At 65.1% G+C, this 17,551-nt stretch carries 13 protein-coding genes; 9 read left to right on the top strand and 4 right to left on the bottom strand.

Going from position 1 to position 17,551, the window contains the following annotated elements:
- Nucleotides 1–8 precede the first annotated feature (8 nt).
- The 3 genes from pheA to gyrA form a co-directional block, all read right to left on the bottom strand.
- Entirely contained in the window at nt 9–1,088 is a 1,080-nt protein-coding gene (pheA, locus tag ACLD0W_RS18470) for a prephenate dehydratase (RefSeq protein ID WP_410308914.1), read from the bottom strand.
- The gene (gene serC / locus ACLD0W_RS18465; protein ID WP_410308913.1) at nt 1,088–2,167 is read right to left on the bottom strand and encodes a 3-phosphoserine/phosphohydroxythreonine transaminase; all 1,080 of its coding nucleotides are present in this window, start codon (nt 2,165–2,167) and stop codon (nt 1,088–1,090) included. Before serC ends, pheA begins: the two co-directional genes overlap by 1 nt.
- A gap of 105 nt (nt 2,168–2,272) precedes the next feature.
- Nucleotides 2,273–4,984: a DNA gyrase subunit A gene (gene gyrA, locus ACLD0W_RS18460; protein WP_410308912.1), complete on the bottom strand. Its 2,712-nt coding sequence runs from the start codon at nt 4,982–4,984 to the stop codon at nt 2,273–2,275.
- A 165-nt stretch (nt 4,985–5,149) separates the two neighbouring features.
- On the opposite strand from gyrA, the gene ACLD0W_RS18455 reads away from it, so the two are divergent.
- From ACLD0W_RS18455 to ACLD0W_RS18430, 6 genes are all read left to right on the top strand, one after another.
- Entirely contained in the window at nt 5,150–6,502 is a 1,353-nt protein-coding gene (locus ACLD0W_RS18455) for a TRZ/ATZ family hydrolase (protein ID WP_410308911.1), read from the top strand.
- Entirely contained in the window at nt 6,499–7,203 is a 705-nt protein-coding gene (gene ubiG, locus ACLD0W_RS18450; protein ID WP_410308910.1) for a bifunctional 2-polyprenyl-6-hydroxyphenol methylase/3-demethylubiquinol 3-O-methyltransferase UbiG, read from the top strand. The genes ACLD0W_RS18455 and ubiG overlap by 4 nt, the downstream gene beginning before the upstream one ends.
- Entirely contained in the window at nt 7,196–7,858 is a 663-nt protein-coding gene (locus ACLD0W_RS18445; protein WP_410308909.1) for an HAD-IA family hydrolase, read from the top strand. The genes ubiG and ACLD0W_RS18445 overlap by 8 nt, the downstream gene beginning before the upstream one ends.
- Before the next feature lie 13 nt (nt 7,859–7,871).
- The gene (locus ACLD0W_RS18440; RefSeq protein WP_410308908.1) at nt 7,872–8,645 is read left to right on the top strand and encodes a YciK family oxidoreductase; all 774 of its coding nucleotides are present in this window, start codon (nt 7,872–7,874) and stop codon (nt 8,643–8,645) included.
- Between the two features lie 284 nt (nt 8,646–8,929).
- Nucleotides 8,930–10,048, top strand: a complete 1,119-nt coding sequence (locus tag ACLD0W_RS18435; RefSeq protein ID WP_410308930.1) for a putative solute-binding protein — start codon at nt 8,930–8,932, stop codon at nt 10,046–10,048.
- On the top strand, nt 10,045–11,091 hold the full coding sequence (locus ACLD0W_RS18430; RefSeq protein ID WP_410308907.1) for a putative solute-binding protein: 1,047 nt from the start codon (nt 10,045–10,047) through the stop codon (nt 11,089–11,091). Before ACLD0W_RS18435 ends, ACLD0W_RS18430 begins: the two co-directional genes overlap by 4 nt.
- A 25-nt stretch (nt 11,092–11,116) precedes the next feature.
- Here ACLD0W_RS18430 and ACLD0W_RS18425 read toward each other — a convergent pair whose 3' ends face one another.
- Complete coding sequence (locus ACLD0W_RS18425) at nt 11,117–12,484, bottom strand: ABC1 kinase family protein (RefSeq protein ID WP_410308906.1); 1,368 nt, start codon at nt 12,482–12,484, stop codon at nt 11,117–11,119.
- A gap of 445 nt (nt 12,485–12,929) precedes the next feature.
- Between ACLD0W_RS18425 and ACLD0W_RS18420 the strand changes: the two genes are divergently transcribed.
- From ACLD0W_RS18420 to ACLD0W_RS18410, 3 genes are all read left to right on the top strand, one after another.
- Nucleotides 12,930–13,868, top strand: a complete 939-nt coding sequence (locus ACLD0W_RS18420; protein ID WP_410308905.1) for a hypothetical protein — start codon at nt 12,930–12,932, stop codon at nt 13,866–13,868.
- A 75-nt stretch (nt 13,869–13,943) separates the two neighbouring features.
- A complete protein-coding gene (locus ACLD0W_RS18415) occupies nt 13,944–14,951 on the top strand; it encodes a putative solute-binding protein (protein ID WP_410308904.1) in 1,008 nt (335 codons plus the stop codon).
- Between the two features lie 110 nt (nt 14,952–15,061).
- Nucleotides 15,062–17,386 carry a TRAP transporter large permease subunit gene (locus tag ACLD0W_RS18410; protein WP_410308903.1) on the top strand — a complete coding sequence of 775 codons (2,325 nt, stop codon included), beginning with the start codon at nt 15,062–15,064 and terminating at the stop codon, nt 17,384–17,386.
- The last annotated feature ends 165 nt before the right edge of the window (nt 17,387–17,551 follow it).

Raw genomic sequence — 17,551 nt, 5'->3', positions numbered from 1 at the left:
ATGTGTTCCTACAGAACCGCTTTGGGGTAGGAGCCGAGTACCTTGATGGTGTTGCCGTCCGCGTCCAGGGCGGAGAGCACCTCGGTCAGGGCCGGGTCTTCCTTGTGGCCTTCGCAATCGACGAAGAACACATAGCTCCAGTTGGCGATGCGCGAGGGCCGGCTTTCCAGGCGGGTCAGGTTGATGTCCTTTTCCCGGAACGGGCGCAGCAGGTCGGACAGCAGGCCGGGCCGGTTCTTGCCGGACACCAGCAGGCTGGTCTTGTCGCGGCCGGAGGGCGGCGTGTCCTGGCGGCCGATGATCAAAAACCGGGTGGTGTTGTCCGGCCGGTCCTCGATGTTGACCTGCACCTTCTCCAGGTCGTACAGCTCGCAGGCCATGTCGCCGGCGATGGCCATGGCGTTCCATTCGTCGCGCAGGCGGCGCGCCGCTTCCGCGTTGGAGCTCACCGCGATGCGCTCCACCGCCGGCATGTGCGCGTCCAGCCACTGGCGGCACTGGGCCAGGGTCTGCTGGTGGGAATAGATGCGCGTCACCTTGTCGCGGCGGGTATGGGGCCCGGACAGCAGATGGTGGTGGATGCGCAGTTCCACTTCGCCGCAGATCTTGAGGTCCGAATTCATGAAGGAATCCAGGGTATGGTTGACCATGCCCTCGGTGGAATTTTCCACCGGCACCACGCCAAAGTGCACGGCGCCGGCCTCCACCTCGCGGAACACCTCGTCGATGGCGCCCAGCGGCACGCTTTCCACGGCGTGGCCGAAGTGCTTGATCGCCGCCTGCTGGGTGAAGGTGCCCTCGGGGCCCAGAAACGCCACCCTCATGGGCTGTTCCAGGGCCAGGCAGACGCTCATCACCTCGCGGAACAGGCGCGCCATTTCCTCGGCGCCGATCGGGCCGGTGTTGCGCTCCTTGATACGGCGCAGCACCTGGGCCTCACGCTCGGGCCGGTAGAACACCGGCTCCGGGTCCTCGGCGCGCTTCACCTCGGCCACCTGGTGGGCCAGATCGGCGCGCTTGTTAAGCAGGTCCTGGAGTTGCTGGTCCAGGGCGTCGATCTGGTCCCTGAGTGCGTTCAGATCCGTCATCAGGCCCGTCTCTTCTCGAAGTCCGCCATGTATTCCACCAGTACTTCCACGGCCAGTTCCGGTACCGCGTTGTAAATGCTGGCGCGCATGCCGCCCACGCTGCGGTGGCCCTTCAGGTTCTGCAGATCGGCGTCGAAGGCGCCGTCCAGGAAGGCCTGGTCCAGGGCGCTGTCGGCGAGCACGAACGGCACATTCATCAGGCTGCGCTGGCTGGGGCGCACCGGGTTGCTGTAAAAATCGCTGCCGTCGATGAAATCGTAGAGCATGGCCGCCTTGCGGCGATTGATCTCACCCATGGCTTCCAGCCCGCCCTGCTCCTTGAGCCATTCGAACACCAGCCCGGCCAGGTACCAGGAGAAGGTGGGCGGCGTGTTGTACATGGAGCCGTTGTCGGCGTGGATCTTGTAATCGAACATGGACGGCACCTGCGGGCCGGCACGGCCGAGCAGGTCCTTGCGCACGATCACCAGGGTCAGGCCGGCGGGGCCGATGTTCTTCTGGGCGCCGGCGTAGATCAGCCCGAAGCGGCTCACGTCCAGCGGCCGCGACAGCAGCGTGGAGCTCATGTCCGCCACCAGAGGCTTGTCCACCTCGGGGATAAAGTCGAACTCCAGCCCGCCGATGGTCTCGTTGGGGCAGTAGTGCACGTAGGCGGCGTCGTCGGACAGCTTCCAGCCGCTCAGGGTGGGCACGTAGGTAAAGTTGGCGTCCTCGCTGGAGGCCACCACGTTCACGTCGCAGAAGCGGCGGGCTTCCTTGATCGCCTTACTCGACCACTGACCGGTGTTCACGTAATCCGCCGTGCCGGCGTCGCCGAGCAGATTCATCGGCACCATGGCGAACTGGCTGCTGGCACCGCCCTGCAGGAACAGCACCGCGTAGTCATCGGGAATGGCGAGCAGATCGCGCAGGTCGCGTTCCGCCTTCTCGGCCATCTCCACGATCACCTGATCGCGGTGGCTCATCTCCATCACCGACATGCCGGAGTCACGGTAATTCAGCAGGTCCCGCTGGGCCTGCAGCAGCACCGTCGACGGCAGCGACGCCGGACCGGCGCAGAAATTGAAGGCGCGGATCATCTTCCCTCTCCATTTTTATTGCGGCTGACGCCGCGATACAGGATTCAGGATGCGGGGCGATATCCCGCATCCTGTATCGGGCCGGCGAGGCCGGCCCTTCCCTCCTTATTCTTCTCCGCCGGTGTCTTCCCCGGGAATGGCATCCTCGTCGCCCTCTTCCGGCTCGGCGCCTTCCAGCTCGGGGATCGGTGCCAGCCCGGACAGGGCTTCGCCCTCGCCCAGCCGGATCAGCCGCACACCCTGGGTGTTGCGGCCCAGGTGGCTGACCTCGTCCACGCGGGTACGCACCAGGGTGCCCTGGTTGGAGATCAGCATCACGTCCTCACCGCCGAACACCTGGGTGGCGCCCACCAGCGGCCCGTTACGCTCGTTGACCACCATGCCGATCACGCCCTGGGTACCGCGACCCTTGGTGGGGAACTCGCTCAGGTCGGTGCGCTTGCCGTAGCCGTTCTCGGAGGCCGCCAGCATCTGGCCACCTTCCTGGGGCACGATCAGGGCAATCACCTTCTCGCCGTCGGCCAGTTTGATGCCGCGCACGCCCCGGGCGATGCGGCTCATTACCCGCACGCGCGATTCCTGGAAGCGCACCACCTTGCCGTTGCCGGCCACCAGTACCACCTCTTCGTGGCCCTGGGTGACGGCCACGTTGACCAGGTCCTCGCCGTCCTGCAGCCGCACCGCGATCAGGCCGCTGCTGCGCGGCCGCGCGAAGCGCGCCAGCTCGGTGCGTTTGACCACGCCGCTGGAGGTGGCCATGAAAATAAAGGGCCCGTTCACCGCCGGGGCTTCCACCTCGGCGTCACCGCCCTCCAGGTCGTCGACCACGTCCACGATGTCCGCTTCGCTCTCTTCCTCGTCGTCACCGCCGGCGGTCTGCTGGCGCACCTGTTCCGCGTCAAGCCGCAGGATCGCGGTGATGCGCTCCTCCGGCTTGAGGGCGGGAATCAGGTTGACGATCGGCTTGCCCCGGGAGGCGCGGCCGCCCTGCGGCAGCTCGAACACCCGCAGCCAGTACACCTTGCCCACGTTGGTGAAACACAGCAGGGTGTCGTGGGTGCCGGCCACCAGCAACTGCTCCACGTAGTCCTCGTCCTTGAGCTGGCCGGCGGACTTGCCGCGCCCGCCACGCTTCTGGGCGCGGTAGGTGTCGATCGGCTGAATCTTGGCGTAGCCGCCGTGGCTGAGGGTCACCACCACGGTTTCCTCGGCGATCAGGTCTTCCATGCTCAGATCCAGACGCGAGGTCTGGATCTCGCTGCGACGCTCGTCGCTGTATTCGGCGCGAATCGCATTGAGCTCATCGCGGATCACCTGCATCAGGCGCTGGGGATCGGCGAGAATCAGCATCAGCTCGCGGATCTGCTCCAGCAGCTCCTGGTAATCGGTGATCAGCTTTTCCCGTTCCAGGCCGGTCAGTTTCTGCAGGCGCAGATCGAGAATCGCCTGGGCCTGTTCCGGGCTCAGGTAATAAAGGCCGTCGCGCATGCCGTAATGGTCGTCGAGACCGTCCGGCCGCGCCGCGTTCTCGCCGCCGGCCCGCTCCAGCATGGCGGTCACGTCGCCGGGGGCCCAGCCCCGGCCGAGCAGTTTTTCCTTGGCCTCGGCGCCGCTGGGCGACGCCTTGATCAGCTCGATCACCGGATCGATGTTGGCCAGCGCCACCGCCAGACCTTCCAGCTGATGGGCTTTCTCGCGGGCCTTGCGCAGTTCGTAAACGGTGCGGCGGGTCACCACCTCGCGGCGGTGCCGCAGGAAGGCGTCCAGCAGCTCACGCAGGTTCAGGGTCTTGGGCTGACCGTCCACCAGGGCCACGGTGTTGATGCCGAACACCGACTCCATCTGCGTTTGCTGATAGAGGTTGTTGAGCACCACCTCGGCGTTCTCGCCCCGGCGCAGTTCGATCACCACGCGCATGCCCTGCTTGTCGGACTCGTCGCGCAGCTCGGTGATGCCCTCGATCTTCTTGTCCTTGACCAGCTCGGCGATCTTCTCGATCAGCCGCGCCTTGTTCACCTGGTAGGGCAGCTCATGGATGATGATCGCTTCCTTGCCGCCCTTGTCCATCTGCTCGATGTCGGCGCGGGCCCGTACATAGATGCGGCCCCGGCCGGTGCGGTAGGCCTGCACGATGCCGGCGCGCCCGTTGATGATGCCGGCGGTGGGGAAATCCGGACCCTTGATGTACTCCATCAGGTCGTCCGGGGTCAGGCTGTCGTCATCGATCAGCGCCAGACAGCCGTCGATCACCTCGCCCAGGTTGTGTGGCGGAATATTGGTGGCCATGCCCACGGCGATGCCCGAGGAGCCGTTGACCAGCAGGTTGGGCACCCGGGTGGGCATGACGTCGGGGATGCGCTCGGTGCCGTCGTAGTTGTCGACGTAATCGACGGTTTCCTTGTCCAGGTCGGCCAGCAGCTCATGGGCGATCTTGGACATACGCACTTCGGTGTACCGCATGGCGGCCGCCGAGTCGCCGTCGATGGAGCCGAAGTTGCCCTGCCCGTCCACCAGCATGTAGCGCAGCGAGAACGGCTGTGCCATGCGCACGATGGTGTCGTACACGGCGGAATCACCGTGGGGGTGGTATTTACCGATTACGTCGCCGACCACGCGGGCGGATTTTTTGTACGGCTTGTTCCAGTCGTTGCCCAGTTCGTGCATCGCGAACAGCACCCGGCGGTGCACCGGCTTGAGGCCGTCACGCACATCCGGCAGGGCCCGTCCGATGATCACGCTCATGGCGTAATCCAGGTACGACTGCCTGAGTTCGTCCTCGATATTGACGGGTGTGACTTCTTTGGCGAGGTCCGTCATGGCGTTCCTTTATAAGAGTCCAGGTACAGTCCGGAAAGCCCCGGATCATAGCACAGCGGCAACTCGCCGGGCGATACGGGCAAACGACGGCGATCTCGCCGCCCCGCCTACAACTGATGACGCCGCGCGGCTATACTCGCGGCCTGACCGAACAGGGAGCCTTGCATGAGCGACAATCACGCGGATCTGATCCTCCAGGCCCGCTGGGTGGCCCCGGTGGCCCCCGCCGACGCCGGTGTGCTCGCCGACCACGCTCTGGTGGTGCGCGACGGCGTCATCGTCGATTTATTGCCCACCGCCCTGGCGGCGCAGAAGTGGACCGCCACGGACACCGTCACCCTGGACCGTCACCTGCTGATCCCGGGGCTGATCAACGCCCACACCCACGCCGCCATGAACCTGTTTCGCGGGCTGGCCGACGATTTGCCGCTGATGACCTGGCTGGAACAGCACGTCTGGCCCGCCGAGGGCCGCTGGGTGGGCGAGGAGCATTTCGTGCGCGACGGTGCCCGGCTGGCGGCGGCGGAGATGATCCGCTCCGGCACCACCTGCTTCGGCGACATGTACTTTTTTCCGGAGACCACCGCCCGGGTGGCCATGGAAGCGGGCCTGCGCGCCGCCCTGTTCGCGCCGATCATGGATTTCCCCACCCCCGCCGGGGACGGGCCCGATGACTACCTGAGCCAGGCCACCCGGGCCGCCGACAACTGGCGCCACGAGCCGCGCCTGACCATCGGCTTCGGCCCCCACGCCCCCTATACCGTGTCCGACGAACCGCTGCGCAAGATTCTCACCCTGGCGGAGGAGCTGGACGCGCCGGTGATGATGCACGTGCACGAAACCGCCGGCGAGATCCACTCGGCGGTGCAGGCCACCGGCGAGCGCCCGCTGACCCGGCTCAAGCAGCTGGGCCTGCTCAGCCCGCGCCTGATGGCGGTGCACATGACCCAGCTGCTGGACGAGGAAATCCAGTGGCTGGTGGACACCGGCACCCAGGTGGTGCACTGCCCGGAATCCAACCTCAAGCTGGCCAGCGGCTTCTGCCCGGTGCACAAGCTGCTGGAGGCCGGCGTCAACGTGGCCCTGGGCACCGACGGCGCCGCCAGCAACAACGACCTGGATATGATCGGCGAGATGCGCACCGCCGCCCTGCTGGCCAAGGGCGTGAGCCTGCGCGCCGAGGCGGTGTCCGCCGCCACCGCCCTGCGCATGGCCACCCTCAACGGCGCCCGCGCCCTGGGCCTGGAGGAGCGCACCGGTTCACTGGAAATCGGCAAGCAGGCGGACATGGTGGCCGTGGACCTGAGCGCCCTGGAAACCCAGCCGGTCTATGACCCGGTGGCGCAGCTGGTGTACGCCGCCACCCGCGATCAGGTCAGCCACAGCTGGGTGGCCGGCCGCTGCATGATGCACGACCGCCAGCTGACCACCCTGAACGCCGCCCTGATCGCCAAGAACGCCGGCGAATGGCGGGAAAAGATCGCCCGGGCCGCCCCCTCACCGGAGAACGAGCAATGAGCCAAGCCAACGTCGACAGCGCCGAAATCGCCAAATTCAATGCCCTGGCGGAACGCTGGTGGGACCCGAACTCCGAGTTCCGGCCGCTCCACGAGATCAATCCGCTGCGCCTCAACTACATCGACGAGCGCCTCAGCCTGCCCGGCAAGAAGGTGATCGACATCGGCTGCGGCGGCGGCCTGCTCTCCGAGGGCATGGCCCGGCGCGGCGCCGAGGTCACCGGCATCGACCTGGGCGAGGCGCCCCTGGCGGTGGCCCGGCTGCACGCGGAGCAGAGCGGCGTGGACGTGGAGTACCGGCGGATCGCCGCCGAGGACATCGCCGCCGAGCGGGCCGGCCAGTATGACGCCGTCACCTGCCTGGAGATGCTCGAACACGTGCCCGACCCGTCCTCGGTGATCCGCGCCTGCTTCACCCTGGTCAAGCCCGGCGGCCAGGTGTTCTTCAGCACCATCAACCGCAATCCCAAGGCGTTCCTGTTCGCCATCGTCGGCGCCGAGTACGTGCTGCGCCTGCTGCCCCGGGGCACCCACGAGTACGCCAAGCTGATCCGCCCGTCGGAACTGGCCGGCTGGGCCCGGGACGCCGGCCTGGAGGTGCGCGACACCACCGGCATGACCTATAACCCGCTGACCCAGGTCTACAAACTCAACCGGGATGTATCGGTGAACTACCTGATGCACGCGGTGCGCCATGCTTGAGGCGGTGTTTTTTGACCTGGACGGCACTCTGGTGGACACCGCGCCGGACTTTTACGTGGTGCTCAACCAGGTGCTGGAGGCCAACGGCCGGCCCGCGGTGAGCTACGCGGCGGTGCGCGCCACCGTGTCCGACGGCGCCCGGGCGCTCACCGAGCTGGGCTTCGGCCTGGCCCCCGGCGAACCGGGCTTCGACGACTATCTGGACCAGCTGCTGACCGCCTACGGCCGGCGCCTGGACGTGGACACGGTGCTGTTCGCGGGCATGGCCGAGTCCCTGGACTGGCTGGACCGCCGGGGCCTTCCCTGGGGCGTGGTCACCAACAAACCGGAACGCTTTACCCGGCCGGTGCTGGCCGGCCTGGGCCTGCTCGACCGGTCGGTGGCGGTGATCTGCCCGGACCAGGTGCGTGAGCGCAAGCCGGACCCGGAGGGGCTGCTGATGGCCGCCGCCGCCGCCGGCGCCAACCCCACCCATTGTCTGTACGTGGGCGACCACCTGCGCGATATTCAAGCCGGCATCAACGCCAAAATGCGCACCGCCACCGCCGCCTTCGGCTATGTGGATCCGGACGACAACCCGCGCGCCTGGGCGGCGGATTATTATCTGGAACGGGGCGAGGACCTGCCGCCCCTGTTGGAACGTCTGACGCAGTAAGAGGGACACCGGTATGGACATCAAAGCGATCAACGACCGCGCCGTGGGCTACCAGTGCCCCCCGGACGCCTTCAACAACCGCGTGGTCCTGGTCACCGGCGCCGGCGCCGGCATCGGCCGCGCGGTGGCCCTGGCCCTGGCCGCCCACGGCGCCACCGTGATCCTGCTGGGCCGCACCCAGGCCAAACTGGAAGCGGTGTACGACCAGATCAAGGCCGCCGGCGGCGCCGAGCCGGCCCTGGCACCGGTCAATATGGAAGTGGCGCGCCCGGAAGACTACCGGGAACTGGCCAACCTGTTCGACCGGGAATTCGGCCGCCTGGACGGGGTGCTGCACAACGCCTCCGTGCTCGGCGACCTGACGCCTCTGGACCGCTACGGCCCGGACACCTGGGACTCGGTGATGCGCGTCAACGTCAACGGCGCTTTCTATCTGACCCAGGCGCTGCTGCCGCTGCTGCGTCACAGTGAGGACGGGCGCATCCTGTTCACCTCCTCCAGCGTGGGCCGCCGGGGCCGCGCCTTCTGGGGCGCCTACGCGGCCTCCAAGGCGGCCACCGAAAATCTCGCCCAGACCCTGGCGGACGAACTGGAGAACACCAGCCGTATTCGCACCAACACCATCAACCCGGGCGCCACCCGCACCGACATGCGCGCCCTCGCCTACCCCGGCGAGGACCCGGCCACCCTGAAAACCCCGGCGCAGATCGTGGCGCCCTATTTGTTTCTGCTCGGCCCGGACAGCGCCGACGTCAACGGCGTGTCCCTGGACGCGCAACCGAAATAGGCGCCCCGATCGTATGTATTGTAGAAGCGACTTGAGCCGCTCCTACAGGCGGGCTTTCCCGTGGCCCGCCCTTTTAACTTTCAACTTTTAACTTTCAACCCCTCCCTCCCCTTTGACTCCCGCGCCATTCCTTTCCGTCCTACCGGCATCTTCACGCCCCGAACGCCGTGCTTTACTCCCCGCATTACCCTCTAAAAACAACAGCAGGGATTATTATGCGTCGATTTTTTCTTATTATTTTTGCATTGGTGGCCAGTGCATTTTGCGTGGTAAGCGCCCAGGAAATGCGCCTCAATAATGAACAGCGCGCGGCCATGCAGAAACTGCTGCCGGGCGTCACCCTCGACGACCGGCTGGTAAAAGGCCTCTCCGATATTTTTTATTCCCGGGACATGCCGGTGCGGGTGCGCCTCAAGGCGATCGCCAAACTGGTGGGCATCGACCAGATGCCGCCGGGCACCGCGCTCAGCCGCAAGATCTGTATCTGGGACATCGCCGGCCGCGCCGGCCCGGTGTTCCAGGCGGCCATGGACCAGCGCGCCCTGGCCATGGAGTACGGCGTCAACCTGGAAATGGTGCCGTTCACCAACGAGACCGTGATGGTGGAGGAGCTCAAGGCCGGCCGCTGCGACGCGGCGCTGATGAGCGGCTTCCGCGCCCGCCTGTTCAACAAGTACACCGGCACCATCGATTCCATCGGCGGCGTGCCGGACAACCAGCACATGCGCACCCTGCTGCAGGTGCTCGCCCACCCCAGCCAGGCGGCCAACATGGTGCAGGGCGAATACGTGATCATGGGCATGTTCTCCGGCGGCGGCGTGCACATCTTCGTCAACGACAAACAAATCAGTTCCCTGGCCAAGGCCGCCGGCAAGAAAGTGGCGGTGCTCGACTACGACCAGACCCAGGCGGAAATGGTGGCCGGCATCGGCGCCACGCCGGTGCCCTCCGACATCGTCAGCGCCCCCAACAAGTTCAACAACGGTGTGGTGGACATTCTCGCCGCGCCGCTGGTGGCCTATGAGCTGCTGGAACTCTACAAGGGCATGGAGCCCAAGGGCGGCATCGTCGACTACCCCATCGCCCAGCTCAGCATGCAGCTGGTGGGCCGGCTGGATAAATTTCCCAACGAAATCGCCCAGCTGATCCGGGAGGCGTCGTTCGAGGCCTACGACCAGGTGCGCGAGCGGGTCAAGGTGGAGGAAGACCGGGTGCCGAAACGCTGGTGGATCCATATTCCCGACGACGAGCGCCGTGTCTACGAGAGCATGATGCAGGACGCCCGCGACGTGCTCCGCAAGGAGGGCTACTACAGCGGCGACATGCTGGATCTGCAGAAGCGCATCCGTTGCAAGTTCGACGGGTCCCGGGGTGAATGCGCCGGCGCCGGGGCCGGTTCATGAAAGCGAAGCCGCTCTCCACCCTGCTGATTCTGGTCGCGGCCCTGGCCGGCCTGCTGGCCGCCCCCGCCGGCGCCGACGACCGACCGCTGCGGGAACGGCTGGCCGACCGGCGTGAAGTGGACATCTGCATCTGGGATCTGGTCGGGCGCCACGGGCCGATCTTCACCGCCGCCCAGGACCAGACCACCCGCTTCCTTCAATATGGCATCGTCGTCAACCTGGAGCCCTACACCAACGAGGCGGTGATGGTGGAGGAACTCAAGGCCGGCCGCTGCGATGCCGCCTTGATGACCGGCATGCGCGCGCGCCTGTTCAATCAGTACACCGGCACCATCGATTCCATCGGCGGCCTGCCCACCCAGGAACACCTGCGCATGCTGCTCAAGGTGCTGGCCGATCCGCGCTCGGCGCCGCGCATGACCCAGGGGGAATACGTGGTTCTGGGCGTGGCCCCCGCCGGCGGCGCCTATATCTTCGTCAACGACAAGCGCATCAACACCCTGGGCAAGGCCGCCGGCAAGAAGGTGGCGGTGCTCGATTACGATCCGGTGCAGGCGGAGATGGTCGGCGACCTGGGCGCCGCGCCGGTGCCCACGGACATCGTCCATGCTCCCGGGCTGTTCAACAACGGCGTGGTGGACGTGCTGGCCGCGCCCCTGGCCGCCTACCAGCTGATGGAGCTGTACAAGGGCCTGGACCCGGACGGCGGCATCATCGACTACCCCCTGGCGCAGATCACCCTGCAGCTGGTGGGCCACAAGGACCGGGTCAGCCCGGAGCTGGCGCAGATTACCCGGGAGTTATTTTTCCAGAGCTACGACGACTTTTTGGGTCGGGTACGCCAGGAAACCAAGGTGGTGCCACAACACTGGTTCGTGACCATCCCCGAGGAGGACAAACGGGAGTACGAGGTAATGATGCGCGAGGCCCGTGAGGAGTTGCGCCAGCGCGGCTATTACAGCGCCGACATGCTGACGCTGCAGAAGAAGATTCGCTGCAAGCTGGATAATACCCGCGCGGAATGTTCCGACATCAAGCGGTGAAATCGGCGCGCGGTCCCCAACGACACTAGTGCAAGGGTTCGTCGCCGCCCGGCAACTGATCCAGGGCACCGAACATGTCCACCCGCCCATCGCTGAACATATCCAGCTCCGGGGCCAGCGCCTGCACATAGCGATCAAAATACAGGAACTGCTTGAGCAGCAACGCGAACTCCCGGGGGAAGCGGATGCCGTGGCCCTCGCCGATGCGCACCAGATCGGTGAGCAGCTGATTGACCTCCCGGTCGTTGCGGTCCGCCTGCACCAGGGAACTGGCGTCCACGTCGGTGAGCCGGTCCTGCAGGGCGCCGATGTCGCGGGCCAGGGCCGCCACGTCCACTTCCTCGCGGGTCATGCCGACCATGGCCATGGCCCGTGCCATGCCGTCCACGTCGCCGTGGCCGATGGCCTCGAACAGCTCCATCATGCCGGCCCAGGTCTCCCGGCGGATGCGCCCCACCATACCGAAGTCGATAAAGCCCACGCGCCCGTCTTCCAGCAGCATCAGATTGCCGGCGTGCAGGTCGGCGTGGAAGAAATCGCAAAGCATCAGGCTGGAGAACCAGGTGTTGAGCGCGGTGATCAGGGTCCCCGCCGGGTCGTCGGTGTAGGCGCGCAGCACCTCCAGGTCGGTGAGCGGCACGCCGTGGAAGCGCTCCATGGTCAGCACCCGGGCGGTGGTGTGGGTGCCCACCGGTCGCGGCGCCACCACCGCGGTGTTGCCGCTTTCCGCCAGAAAACGGTTGAAGGCCTCCAGGTTACGGGCTTCCTGCAGGAAATCGCACTCCTCCAGCATGCCCGCCTGCAACTCCTCGATCACTCCGGACAGGGCCGAGCGGGACAGGCCCGGCGCCAGGGATTCCACCACCCGCGCCGAGAAATAGAGAAAGTTGAAATCGGTAAGCAGCACATGGCGCACCCCCGGTCGCTGCACCTTGATCACCACTTCGGCGCCATTGTGCAGCCGCGCCGCGTGCACCTGGGCGATGGAGGCGCTGGCCAGCGGCTGGGGATCCACCCATTCGTAGAGCGCGCTCAACGGCTGGCCCAGTTCCCGCTCCACGGTGTCGCGAATATAGTGAAACGGCATGGGCGGGGTGCGATCCAGGCACTTCTGGAACTCGCTGACGTATTCCTCGGGGAACAGGGACGGGGAACTGGCGATGAACTGACCCAGCTTGATATAGGTGGCGCCCAGGGACTCGAAGGTACGCCGCAGCCGTACCGGCAGCGCGTCCCGGTCACCCAGCAGCCAGCCCATGCCCTGGCGGCCGACCACGCCCACCGTTTCCATCACGCGCAGGGCGCCCCGGGCGGTATTGCGCATCAGCGCCAGGCCTTCCCGTTCCCGGGTCAGGTCTCCGCGCGCCGCCTTCAGGGTGGATTCCTTGGTCATGTGTACTCCGTTCAGTTATCGATCCGCTCGTCGATGTCCTCCTCCTTTTTATTGTTTTTCGGACAGCTCTTTCGAAAACAGGCGTTCACCGCCTTATCGGCCTCCACCGCCCCGGCCAACACCTTGAAAATCAAGGGCTACAGCCCGCTTGCCCCGGCGGTTCCATGAAGGCATTGACTATTTTGACAGTAGAGCCGAGACGCAGGGTCATTATCACCGGCGTGCCGCAAACCGATGATCGCAAGGCTAGCATCATGTTTGTAATGACTTACAGGCATTTATGTAATTGGCGCTTGTGCCAACTCAGAGCCTTTCTGTAATGTTGCCCGCGCCGAGAGAACAATAAAAAGGAGCTCATGGAATGCGTTCTCTACTCGATAAGATCATCCGTTCCACGCGTCTTGTGCTGGCGGGGGGGATGGTTGTAGCGCTCTCTGGCTGTGCCATGATCTGGAAAAGCACCGGGGACATCCTGGTCACCTTCGGTGAAGCCGAAATGGCCCCCTATCTGTTCACCTACGACGATATCCGCATGGGGTGCATGACCGGCGAAGCTCAAACGCCGCTGCTCATGTCCTTCGCCGAGGTCGGTTCCTGGCCCGAAAAGCTGGGCGTACTGACCTTCACCACCGCCGCCGTTTGCGTGGAGCAACAGGCTCTCGAGGAAGAACTGCGTTATCACCGCGAAGTGCGCGCCGGCAACGTGGCCAGCGCCCAGGACGCTCGCATCGCTCAGAAACGGCTGTCCGCCGTGGCCGCCAAGCGGCTGTATAAAGCCTACACCCTGATGAACGAGAAATTCGGTCCCCTGGAAGAGGGCCAGTGCCCCTACCTGCGCAAGGATCTGGACGAGCTGGTGTGGCTGGTCGGCAACATCTCCGGCGTGCAGGCCCTGGTCGCCGACGGCGCCGCCGACGGTACCGTGGGCGTGCCGCGGGACATCGTCGCCAAGGTGGAACGCCGCATGAAGTGCCTCGACAACGAGAAATGGTGGGGGGCTCCCATGGGCGTCCGCGCCACCATCTGGTCGATCCTGCCGCAGCTGGCTCCGGAAGGCGCCGAGCCGTGGAAGGTCCTGCACGAGTCCGAGCAGATGGGCTTCGAGCAAGGGGTTCGCCTGGGCAGCGCGTTCTACGCCATGAGCGCCTACAGCAAGGGTGACAACGAGCGTCTGCGCGATGCGATCCGCAACTTCGCCGCCCACGACGACAACGTGGATCCGGACTACCGCATGATGGACACCATCGCCGGCGTGCTGATCACCGGCCTGTCCGACCGTCTGTGGACCGAAAACACCGGTAAGCGCACCCCGATCGGCGCCCTCGGCACCTTCTGGGACGACGAAGCCGATGAGCCCGAAGTGGACATCGACGACCTGCTTTAATCCGCACCGTGAAGGCGGGACCACCCCGAGCCGGTCCCGCCTTATTCCAAGAAGTATTCGCAAGGAGATACCGTGATGCGCGTTTTCAAGACTTTCGCCCTGGCCGCGGCAGCCTCTCTGGGCCTGAGCGCCCTGTCCCCGGCCCAGGCGGCCGTGGACCGCAGCCTCTGCGTGTTCGACATCATCGGCGCCAACGGTGACGTGTACAACGTCATGAAGGACCTCAAGACCCAGGCGTCCGGATGGGGCGTCAACCTGAAACTCAAGCCCTACACCGACGAGAAGATCGCCGCCGAGGACCTGAAGGCGGGCCAGTGCGACGGCGCGGTGCTGACCGGCCTGCGGGTTCGCCAGTTCAACAGCTACGCCGGCAGCATGGAGGCCATCGGCGCCATCCCCACCTACAAGGAACTGAAAACGGTGATGCAGGTGCTGTCCAGCGACGCGCCGTCCATTACCGAGAAGATGAGAACCGGCAGTTACGCCATGGGCGGCATGATTCCCATGGGCGCCGCCTACCTGTTCGTGAAGGACAAGGAAATCGACACCGTCGGTGAACTGTCCGGTAAATCCATCTCGGTGATGGAATACGATCCGGCCCAGGCGGAAATGGCCTCCAAGGTGGGCATGTCTCCGGTGCTGTCGGACATCACCAACTTCGCCGGCCGCTTCAACAACAACTCCGTGGACATCTGCTTCGCGCCGGTGGTGGCCTACTCCGCCCTGGAGCTGTACAAGGGCATGCAGCCCGACGGCGGCATCATCCGCTACACCCTGGGCATGCTGACCACCCAGATCGTGCTGCGCGCCGACCGCTTCCCGGAGGGCTTCGACCAGAAATCCCGGGAATTCATGTTCAGCCAGTTCGACCGCGCCATGAACGTGATCCGCAACGCGGAAAACGAAGTGGACAAGAAGTGGTGGATCGACATTCCCGAGCAGGACAAGCTGCGCTACGACGAGATGCTTCGCGAAGCGCGCCTGGAAATGACCGAGGACGGTATTTACAACAAGGAACTGATTTCCCTGCTCAAGAAAGTACGCTGCAAGTACGAGCCCTCCCGGGCCGAGTGCACCCTGTGATCGGCTGATACGATCGCCAACCCGCGGGGCCCTTCCGGGCCCCGTATTTTTGTCCCCTCCGCGCCCCTTTTTGCCGTTCCTTCGGCGATGAACCAGTAACCGGGTGATAAATGGAAAAACCAACCTTTACCGTGGCCAGACGTTCGGCCGGCGAGTGGCTCTCGTCCCTGCCAACGCTTTTTATCCTTCTGATCGTGATCTTTCTTTCCTCCGGTCAGATCATTCATTCCCAGCTTCTCAAGATCGGTGAATCCACCTGGGATGAATATTTTCTGCTCAGGGGGGCCGGCATGGTGGCCGAGCCCACCTGTAACCCGGACCCGGACATCAACCAGCGCGTGCGCGAAGTGGTCGAGCAGCGCCAGGCCCAGGCCGACGACCCGCTGGCGGACATCCTCGGCGGTTCCGAGGTGGACGAAGACGCCATCCGTCAGTCCCTGGAAGCCTCCCGCGCCAACTGCCGCGCCAAATGGATGCGCTACGAAACGGTCCAGGAAAAGGTCACCCCCGGGGTCATCGCTTTCCGCAATATCGAAGGCGGCGTGGCCAGCGTGGTCTCCACGCTCGGCGACTATAAACGGCTGCTGCTGTGTCTGCTGGTGGTGATCTGTGCCGCCACCGCCACCCTGGCGCGCCACCATATTGCCCTGCGGCCATCACGGACCCGCAAGGACCATTACGTCTCCACCATCGCCCAGCTGGCCGCCAACGGTCTGCTGCTGATGTCGGCCTCGGTGTATCGCGCCGAGGATACCCAGGCCATGGCCTCCGGGGTCACGGTAGGCAATTTCTATCTGCACGCCTTCTGGATGGCCGGCTTCGCCCTGCTCACCGCCGCCTCCCTGTATCAGTTGATCCGGCCACCCCGGGATCTGGAAGACGGTGGTTCCTGGCCCAAGGCGTTCCTGACCATTCCGCTGTACACCTTCATGTGTCTGACGGCGTCGGCGCAGTTCATCAGCCAGGGTTACTACCACGGCATCAGTGTCTATCTGAACATGATGATGGAACTGTCCACCCTGTTCCTGAACCTGGCGCTGTACATCTGGATCGGCATGCTGCTCAAGCAGACCAAACTGGCGCACCTGGTGTTCGACGTGCTGCGGCCCTGGAAAATGTCGCCGGAACTGATGTGCTTCGTGGTACTGGCGGTGGCCGCCATTCCCACCGCCTACACCGGCGCCTCCGGTATCTTCGTGATCGCCGCCGGCGCCACCATTTACCAGGAACTGATCCGCGTGGGCGCCCGCAAGCAGCTGGCCCTGGCCGCCACCGCCATGTCCGGTTCCATGGGCGTGGTGCTGCGCCCCTGTCTGCTGGTGGTGATCATCGCCGCTCTCAACAAGAGCGTGACCACCGCCGAACTGTTCTCCTCGGGCTACAAGATTTTCTTCCTGAGCCTGTTCCTGTTCTTTATCTACAGCCAGTTCGCGCGCACCTCGCCGGCGCGCATCGCGCCGTTCTCCGAAGCGCTGCCGCGCAGCCTCAAGCGGCTGGTGCCGCTGATGCCCTACGGCATCATCGTGGGCGCCATCCTGGTGCTGTTCAGCGACCTGCTGGGCCGCCACCTGGACGAGTTCTCCGCGCCCATCATCCTGCCGGTGATGCTGCTGGCCGTGCTGCTGTTCGAAAAGCTCAGCCGTCATCTGCTGCATCTGTTCAGCCTGTTCCTGGCGGTGATGCTGGTGCTGTCGTTCATGGGCGTTTGGGAAGGCTACCAGGCACTCACCAGTGGCAGCGTGCCGGCGGGGGTTTCCGCGGCGCAGCTGGAAGACATACTGTGGGCCGAGTTCTGGCGTGACCTGGTGCTGGGTGCCTTCCTGGTGATCCATTACCTGGTCAAGACCGGCGACCAGGACCCGCACTATGCGCCGGAGAAAGGCGTGTCCGAGAAGATGGAAGGCGCCCTGCGCCTGGCCACCAACGAGACCACCGGCCACATCGGTGCGCTGCTGATGCTGATGGCCCTGTCGGTGAGCACCGGCGGCATCATCGAACGGTCCGGCCTGCTGGAAATGCTGCCGGAAACCTTCGCCTCGGTGTGGGTGGCCATGGCCATTCTGGTGGTGACCATGGTGATCATCGGCATGATCATGGACCCCTATGGGGCGGTGATCCTGGTCAACGCCACCATCGCCCAGGTCGCCTTCGACAACGGCATCGCGCCGCTGCACTTCTGGATGATCACGCTGGTGGCCTTCGAGTTGGGTTATCTGACACCACCGGTGGCGCTCAACCACCTGCTGACACGACAGGTGGTCGGCGACGACGAGGTGGAAAGCGCCAGGCTCACCACCGGCAGCTTCTTCCGTCGCTACGAGAAGTTCATCCTGCCGATCGCGGTGATGCTGACCGCGCTGCTGATGGTGTCCTTCCTGCCGCTGATCTCCGACGGCCTGCACGAGTGGCTGTTCCAGAAGATCCAGGCCGGCTGACCGCCGCGCCAGCAAAAAAAAGCGGGCTTCGGCCCGCTTTTTTTGTTCATCGCGCTTTGGCGGAAATCTCGCTCCAGCCGGGGCGCGACTCAGGGCGCGACGCCCTTCCGGGAACGCCGCGAGTACGTCCCTGTAGGCTCCCTTTCGAACGTCCTGTTCTCAAGG

The organism is Alloalcanivorax sp. C16-1 (genome assembly GCF_046507805.1).
In the GTDB taxonomy this organism is placed as follows: domain Bacteria; phylum Pseudomonadota; class Gammaproteobacteria; order Pseudomonadales; family Alcanivoracaceae; genus Alloalcanivorax.
This window is presented reverse-complemented; position numbering and strand designations above follow the sequence as displayed.